Origin of the sequence: Labrys sp. 22185 (assembly GCF_052045555.1) — a bacterium.
GTDB classification, from domain to species: domain Bacteria; phylum Pseudomonadota; class Alphaproteobacteria; order Rhizobiales; family Labraceae; genus Labrys; species Labrys neptuniae.
Genome location: NZ_JBQEPH010000046.1, coordinates 20,748 through 28,260 on the forward strand (window position 1 = coordinate 20,748; position 7,513 = coordinate 28,260).

Sequence of the window (7,513 nt, forward strand, 5' to 3'; positions counted from 1 at the left end):
GGCCGGCCGCTTCATGGTGTGCAGCCTCTTCGCCCTGGCATCGCGGATGCCGATGGTGACCGCCTCGAACTTGCTGGCGATGACCTTCTGCCTGTCCTTCACGGCCTGCCAGAGTTCGTCCTCGACGATCCTCAGATGCGGCACCTCGGTGCGGATCCATTTGGCGGGCGGATTGATCCGCGACACGCGCTTACCGCTGGTTGGATCCTTGATGAAGCGCAGGCGGTTCCACACCAGCACGCCTGTATAGAGTTCATTGTTGATGATGCCGGTGCCCCGGATGACATGGCCGCGCACGCTGGTGTCGCCCCAGTGGCGGCCAAGCGGGCCGGGAATGCCTTCCTTGTTGAGATCGACGGCAATGGCCTTCGGGCTCTTGCCCGTGGCGAATTCCTGGAAGATACGGCGGATGATCCTGGCTTCCTCCGGCACGATCTCGCGGTCGCCGCGGATGGGTTCGCCCTGGGCATCGAGCTTCTTCATCACCCGGAAGCCATAGCACAACCCTCCTCCGGCCTTGCCCTTCTCCACCCTGCCCCGCAGACCACGATGGGTTTTGAGGGCCAGGTCTTTCAGGAACAAGGCATTCATGGTGCCCTTGAGGCCGACATGCAGCTCGCTGATCTCACCCTCGGCCAGGGTGACAATGGTGACGCCCGCGAATTTGAGATGCTTGAACAGAGTGGCGACATCGGCCTGGTCACGGCTGATGCGGTCGAGCGCTTCGGCCAGCACGATCTCGAACTGGCCGCGCTGGGCGTCACGCACCAACTGCTGGATGCCATGCCGCAAGATGGTGCTGGCACCGGAGATCGCCGCGTCCTGATAGGTCCCGGTCACGTTCCAGCCTTCGCGCGTTGCCTGTTCACGGCACAGGCGGAACTGATCCTCGATGGAGGCGTCCCGCTGGCTATCGGAGGAATAGCGGGCATAGAGCGCGACACGGGTCATGGTGGATCAACCTCTCTCTTTCCTAGTGGGGGCTCATCCTTCTTCCCCCTGCCCTTTTCCTCTCGGCGGCTCGGCCGATTGTCATTGGCCGCCCGGTGTTTCTCGAACGCTTCCCGGGCCAGCTGCCGGCCGATCGAACGGGCGATATCGAGCACGATGCGATCCAGCTTGGTGGGACCGCTGTCCTCGCCGGCATAGCTCGAGCCAGCGCGTTTGATGTTGTCGTTGGATGGGGCCGAAGGTGTCGGCCCTGTCCTGGTTTCTTCTGCCATCAGGTCGCTCCCAAGAATGGATCGACCTGCCATCAGATGCCTCCGATGAACGAAGGAAAGCACGAAGTTCATGGCATAGGGCCATGGCGTGCAATGACTTGCGCATTACGGTTTTGCCTCATACGCCAGATCTGCCGGAAACGAGGCTGGAGAACCTTGATCTCGATCATCCAGCCCTTCGCAAATCGGCATGTCTGGCGTCGAAACCGCTACGCTGCCTTCTTCCTTCTGCCCTTGCTTGGCGCGGGAGGAGGTGGCGGTGCGCTTTTGGCCTTCCGGCCTTGTTGGCCGAGGCCGAGTTCCTTGGCCAGACGTGAGCGGGTGGCCGAATAGTTCGGCGCAACCATGGGGTAGTCCGAAGGCAGCCCCCACTTCTCCCGATACTGCTCAGGCGTCAGGCCATGAGCCGTTCGAAGATACCGGGTCAGCGATTTGAGTTTGCGTCCATCTTCCAGACTGATCAGATAATCCGGGGTGATGGATTTCTTGATCGGAACGGCGGGTTTTGGCGGAGTATCAGCTTCAACCGGCCTGGGATTGTTCAGGTTGGTCAGGCTTCCATGCACGGCGCGGATCAGATCCGCAAGGGAAGCAGTGGCAACCTGGTTGTTGGCGACATAGGCCGAGACGATGTCGACCGTCAGGTCGACCAGACTTGTGTCTTCTTCGAGCATGTTCAGTCACTTTCTTATTGCGTTGATGTCGAAGTGAGTGACGTTTTTCTTTATATGCGCAGCTTTGTGGACCCGATCGCTGCGCTGACTCGGATTCTCAGGCAAATTCCGGTGCCTGTAAACACCATGTTCAAAAAAGGCCGCAATCTCAGCAGCACTGTTTCGATGATTTGTGGTTTATTCCTCGACCATCGATTTGCCCTGTCTCAATCGGGACAATTGTCGACAGCCGGGGAACATTCGAATTACATTCGCCTGTCTCCGAACATCGAACCATCTGCCTAAAGCAGAACGAGCTGCTCGCTCTTGTCAGCCAGAACTCGCGCCTGGCGACGTTCCCGCCACTCGGCGAATTCCATGGTAACGATCTCACATAAGGGTGCGACGCCCCGCCATTGATCGCGATAGATGCTGGTGTCGATGCCAATACCACAGTCCATGAACAGGCCCGTTCGCTGCTCAAAGTCGACGCCCGGCCCTGAGGTCAGCCACTCGAAGCAGGGGCGCCCGGAATAGCGGAACGACGACGAGCCTTGCGGCAGGATGAATGCGCCATTGTCTGCGATCTGAAAGGCGACATCGATCACCGCGAATTCGAAGGATTTATAGCCGCGACGATCACCCGATGTCCTCACCTTGCCGAAGGGCGGATTGACAATCGCCCAGTCAAACATGGCTCCTTCAAGTTCGCCCTCCCACCAGCCCCGCCGGTCAAGCACGTCGGCGCAGATCCAGCGTGCTTCCGGCAACAGCTTGCGACCGATCTCGACGAAACGCGGATTGATCTCGACGCCAGGTCAGTTCCACCTCGCCCCGCCATTTGGAGCGCTGCTGAACCCAATAGGCGAGACCGCCGATCCCGGCGCACAGGTCAATCACCCGTCCCTGCCCTGGCTCAAGGGCAAAATCGGCCGCCAGATCCATCGGCGTGAAGAACGCGCCTGCAGCCGCCACATTGTTCTCCGCACCCAGCTGCCAATTCTCCAGAACGAAATCCTTCTCGTCCTCGCTCAGCACATCCTTCCTCAACAGGGCTTCCGCCTCGGCGTCAGCCGCCGGCATCTGTTCGAGACGATCGAGCGGCCGGCACTCGCCGCCTTGCCCGAGACCGACTATCAGTTCGCCGAATGGCGCCTGGCCCGTGTCTCGCTCGATTACCATGTCGAGTTCGACGGCTTCTTCTATTCGGTACCCCATGCCCTTATCCGTGAGCAGGTCGATATTCGCGCCACCAGCCGAACCGTCAAGGTCTTCCCTCGCAGCCAGCGTGTCGCCACCCATCAGCGCCGCTATGGCGGACGCCGGCACGGTACCGATCCAGAGCATATGCCAAGCTCTCATCGGCGCTATGCCGAGTGGACGCCGGAACGCTTCCGCCGATGGGGGCGCTCAATCGGCCCGAATACCGAAGGCCTGATCATCGCCATCCTGACGCATCGCCCACACCCGGAACAGGGTTTTCGCACCTGCCTGGACATCTTGCACCTGTTCAAGGGCGCCGATCAGCGGCGTGTCGAGGCAGCCAGTACCAGGGCGCTGGCTATCGGTGCGTTCACCTATAAGTCCATCGCCTCCCTCCTTGCCAACCTGCTTTCTCCCAAATCTGCCGTCACCGAAGAAGTCGTGATCGATCATCACAATCTGCGCGGGCCCGGCTACTTCCACTGAGGACTGTCCATCAATGCTGACCCATCCTACTCTCGACCTTGCGCACGAGCTCGGCCTCCAGGGCATGGCAAAGGGCTTCCGGGATATCCAGACCCAACCTGAGGCACGCAGTCTCGATCATGCCGAATGGCTCGCCATGCTACTCCAGCAGGAGAAGACCACCCGCCAGCAAAAGCGCTTCGAGATGCGAGCCCGCCTTGCCAGGCTACGCCATGCCGCCAGCGTCGAGGATGTCGACTATCGTGCTGTCCGTGGCCTCGACCGCTCCCTCTTCCTCAAGCTGACCACCGGCGACTGGATCAGGCCTCGCCACAATCTGCTCATGGCCGGCCCCTGCGGCGTCGGTAAAAGCTGGCTGGCCTGCGCCCTCGGTCGCAAGGCCTGCCGCGACGACTTCTCCGTCGCCTATCATCGCGTGCCGCGCCTGTTCGCTGCCCTCGCCGTCGCGCGGGGTGACGGACGATACGCCAGGATGCTGCGCGCCATCGCCCGCCTCGACCTGCTCATTCTCGATGATTGGGGCCCCGAACCCCTCGATGCAGAACAGCGCCGAGATCTCCTCGAGATCGTCGAGGACCGCTATGAGGCGCGATCCATCATCGTTACCAGCCAGATCCCTGTCGAGCGCTGGTACGAACTCATCGGCAGCCCAACCATCGCCGACGCCATTCTCGATCGTCTCGTTCACAATGCCTATCGTATCGAGCTCAACGGAGAGAGCTTGCGCAAGGCACGAAAAACCGAGTTGCATCCCTCCAACACTTGACCGATCCAGCGTCCCGAAACATTCTCCACTCGACTCATGCGAATGACGTCACAGGGTGGCCGGCTTCAGGTCGGAATCCCCGGCCGGCTTCAAATTGGAATGCATGGCCGACTTCGTCGGAATCCGCAGTGACAGATGCCAAATCGCTGATAGACTTGCCCATGGACGGCGCTCCCTTTGGTGGTGGGTTTGACAACGACCATCCTGGCACAGCTCATCCCGTAAACCAGATGCCGTAGAAGGCACCGTCCTCACCATCGCCGTAATCCGGGCATCATAAGCCATGTAAGTCACGCTGGCACGGGCCGGAACGATGTACGCGCCGATGCGTCTTAGACACTCGCGATCAATGCACCTGCCCTAAATAGAGTATCCCGGACTCCAAGCCGGATGTCATCAGGCACCGTCCATGTATATACATTTTGCTTTATGCGTATTAAATCGCCACGATTCCCTTCATTGATCCAATCGCCAAGGGCGATGCCCTCGATATCACACTTGAGGTGGGCATCATTCAGGACATTTAACGGATAAAGGTCGTGGAGCTTTACAAGGTGCTCCTTCGTTTGCCTCAAACTCCGCCCAAGATCATTGATCCGACGAAAGGTAGCTGGATCATCCTCACTATCGCTGACCCCTCCAGCATGAATAAATGCAGCGGGGCCACTCTGTTGAATAGAAAAACCATAGGATGGAGTAAGAACATCAGACAGAGATTCTATATGATAAATTATATCCTTCAGCCCCCATTTGTGCATCTCTCTAACAATAAGATAATTGTTCTCTTCTATGTCGTAGGAAATATGAATAGAGCTATTTAAAAAATTTCCACTTACAGGTTTATCAAAGACAATTTTTTTCTGTTTCGCCAAAGGGCCGTATTTCGCCTCCAACAAACCTAGGCGCGAGAAGCTACCCCTTCTCCATTTGCCGTATTTACCTTCTTGGGTCTGGATCGAAACGATCGTGGGATTCGATTCTCCGTAAGAAATAAATCTATACAAAAAATCGATTGATATTACATTTTTCAAGTCCTCTGCAAAATTGTAAAGAGCTAAGTATCTATATTGGTTTGTCATTTTTAACATTGCCATCGCTTATTATGGATCATCGCTGCGTTTATTGTCATCCGCAGATCTCTTGGCCATGGAATTTTCTTGACTCACAGATGTTTCGTATCCGGCCTTTTCGACATTTTTCTGCATGCTTACCAACTTATCCTGCATATCTTTGGCGGTTTGACTCGGCGATGCAACCTCACCCAACACAGCCTTGTTATCCTTGGTGAGGACTGCCACGTCAGGTTGTCTGGCATCGGTCACACCTTTGAAAATGCTACTCAACCTCTGGTTGTAGTGGATTGAGGCGACATTATCGACACCTACTTGCTTGACGATATCGCGTGCCAGCTTTTCGGAAAGGGCTGCGTGCACAGGAGCGGTGAGCCCCACCTTCGAGTTGGTGAATTGCGGCTTTCCTTCTACCGCGATTTTAGCGAAAGCACTTTCGAATTGCGAATTAGCAGCCCTTCGCGCTGCTGCTGCGGCCCTCGCGGCTTGCGCTTCGGCCCGCAGAGCACGACCCGCTGCGATGCCTTCCTCCATGCCCGCAGCAATGTTCTTTAATGCTCGCCCTTCGGGGGCAAGTGGCCCCATTCCTTCTAAACCCTCACCGATGAAGGTGAGAGCACCAGCAATTAACATACCATCACGATCTACAGCGTTCTGACAAGAACCATCGCACGACGGCAGATACACCGAGTGCCCACTTGGATCCTTGACATTGATAGGATTGTTGTCGGCGTATGCGTACCGGTTGGTTCCGACGCCTTCCTGGGTTGGGTCCCACCAGTCTGGCGAGACGAAGCGAGCGATGTGGGGATCGTAATATCTTGCGTTGAGGTAGAGCAGGCCCGTCTCGTCCTGCCGCTCGCCGATATAGCCGTGATCCTCCTTGGTCGCCGTCGAGGTCGTGATGGGCTTGGCTAGCCCGAAGGGCTGGTAGCGCGTGGCGATGGAGGTTGTGCCCGCCTGGTCGGCCACCACACGCACCGAGCCCAGATGGTCCTTGAGCAGCGTGTAGCTCTTGGCCGTGGCGCCCGTGCCCTCGATCTTGATGTCGGGCATCGGGTACTTCACCCACAGCGGCGTCGTCGGCACGCACGGATCGCTCGAGCCCTCATAGCTCACCCGCTCGTCCCCGAACACATAGGTCGTCGTCTCCGTCGGCAGCGGATTGGGCGCCGTGGTGCAACCCCGCGGCGAGGCCTTCGTCACCTTCTTCACCCGGCTCCCGTCCGGGCCGTAGAAGTAGCTGCTCGTCGCCCCGGGGCTCTCCCCCATATAGGCGCTGACGATCTGCGTCGGACGGTTCATCCCGTCCCAGCTGTAGGTCCGCCCATGACCCGTCAGCATGTTGCCGTTGTCGTCATAGGTGAAGAAGGTCGTGCCGGCCACGCCCACCGCATGCGGGCGCACCGCGTTCGGGCCCTGCGCCGGATAGGTGTAGGTGCCCACATCCGTCTTCGACGTCAGGTTGCCCGCATCGTCATAGCTGTAGGTCTCGTTGAACGAGGCATTGCCGGCATTGCTGGCCGAGGTCAGCTGGTCGAGCTCGTCATAGCCATAGCTCCAGGCATCGCTCGAGGCGCCCCCCGGCGAGGTGATTCCATCGATCCGGCCGGTGGCGGCGCGGGTATAGTTCAGCGACAGCAGGTTCGTGCCGCCCTTGGCCGCCGTCAGGCTGTTCAGCCAGCCCCGCGTGGCGTCATAGGCCGACGTGCTGGTCACCCCATTGGCGTAGGTCGTCGCCAGCGACTGTCCGGCCGCATTGTAGGTCACGTTGGAGACCAGCCCGGGGATGGAAGTGAGCTGGCCCGCCCCATTGTAGCCGAAGGGCGTTGCCGCAGACCCCAGGCTCGTGCCGTCCCCGAAGGTCCGCCACAGGATGCGCTTGCCGGCATCATAGGCCGTCGTCGTGGTATAGGTCGTGCCCTCCGTCGTCAGCAGGGTCTTGACCACCTCATTGCCCAGCGCGTCGTAATTGGCCGTCAGCCAGGCATGCTTGTTCGCCGCCGTCGTCTGCTTGCCGACATTGAAGGCGCCCGAGCGTGCCTCGTCATAGAGGAAGCCGATATTGTCGCGCTGCGGATCGCCATTGGGCAGGTCCGACCGCATCACCTG

The 7,513-nt window shown here is 58.8% G+C and carries 10 protein-coding genes; 3 read left to right on the forward strand and 7 right to left on the reverse strand.

Translation table 11 applies throughout. The features are described from left to right. From ACTJKX_RS35055 to ACTJKX_RS35065, 3 genes are all read right to left on the reverse strand, one after another. On the reverse strand, window positions 1-951 hold a 951-nt coding region (locus ACTJKX_RS35055), incomplete at its 3' end, for a recombinase family protein (RefSeq protein ID WP_440728148.1). Next, window positions 948-1,256, reverse strand: a complete 309-nt coding sequence (locus ACTJKX_RS35060) for a hypothetical protein (RefSeq protein ID WP_440728149.1) — start codon at window positions 1,254-1,256, stop codon at window positions 948-950. The genes ACTJKX_RS35060 and ACTJKX_RS35055, both read right to left, overlap by 4 nt. Before the next feature lie 176 nt (window positions 1,257-1,432). Continuing rightward, on the reverse strand, window positions 1,433-1,897 hold the full coding sequence (locus ACTJKX_RS35065; RefSeq protein ID WP_440728150.1) for a MucR family transcriptional regulator: 465 nt from the start codon (window positions 1,895-1,897) through the stop codon (window positions 1,433-1,435). A 33-nt stretch (window positions 1,898-1,930) separates the two neighbouring features. Here ACTJKX_RS35065 and ACTJKX_RS35070 point away from each other — a divergent pair, with 33 nt between their 5' ends. Beyond that, on the forward strand, window positions 1,931-2,182 hold the full coding sequence (locus ACTJKX_RS35070) for a hypothetical protein (protein WP_440728151.1): 252 nt from the start codon (window positions 1,931-1,933) through the stop codon (window positions 2,180-2,182). On the opposite strand, the gene ACTJKX_RS35075 is transcribed toward ACTJKX_RS35070, so the two are convergent. Further along, window positions 2,179-2,571 (reverse strand): hypothetical protein, encoded by a 393-nt coding sequence (locus tag ACTJKX_RS35075; RefSeq protein ID WP_440728152.1) that lies wholly within the window; start codon window positions 2,569-2,571, stop codon window positions 2,179-2,181. The genes ACTJKX_RS35070 and ACTJKX_RS35075 overlap by 4 nt on opposite strands. Window positions 2,572-2,608: 37 nt before the next feature. After that, window positions 2,609-2,959: a hypothetical protein gene (locus tag ACTJKX_RS35080; RefSeq protein ID WP_440728153.1), complete on the reverse strand. Its 351-nt coding sequence runs from the start codon at window positions 2,957-2,959 to the stop codon at window positions 2,609-2,611. Window positions 2,960-2,995: 36 nt separating this feature from the next. Between ACTJKX_RS35080 and ACTJKX_RS35085 the strand changes: the two genes are divergently transcribed. Together ACTJKX_RS35085 and istB are read left to right on the forward strand one after the other, a co-directional pair. Continuing rightward, the gene (locus ACTJKX_RS35085; RefSeq protein ID WP_440728154.1) at window positions 2,996-3,565 is read left to right on the forward strand and encodes a Mu transposase domain-containing protein; all 570 of its coding nucleotides are present in this window, start codon (window positions 2,996-2,998) and stop codon (window positions 3,563-3,565) included. A 13-nt stretch (window positions 3,566-3,578) separates the two neighbouring features. Continuing rightward, entirely contained in the window at window positions 3,579-4,331 is a 753-nt protein-coding gene (gene istB, locus ACTJKX_RS35090) for an IS21-like element helper ATPase IstB (protein ID WP_440728155.1), read from the forward strand. Between the two features lie 332 nt (window positions 4,332-4,663). Here istB and ACTJKX_RS35095 read toward each other — a convergent pair whose 3' ends face one another. Together ACTJKX_RS35095 and ACTJKX_RS35100 are read right to left on the reverse strand one after the other, a co-directional pair. Further along, window positions 4,664-5,410 carry a hypothetical protein gene (locus ACTJKX_RS35095; RefSeq protein WP_440728156.1) on the reverse strand — a complete coding sequence of 249 codons (747 nt, stop codon included), beginning with the start codon at window positions 5,408-5,410 and terminating at the stop codon, window positions 4,664-4,666. A gap of 21 nt (window positions 5,411-5,431) precedes the next feature. Next, on the reverse strand, window positions 5,432-7,513 hold a 2,082-nt coding region (locus tag ACTJKX_RS35100), incomplete at its 5' end, for an RHS repeat-associated core domain-containing protein (protein ID WP_440728157.1).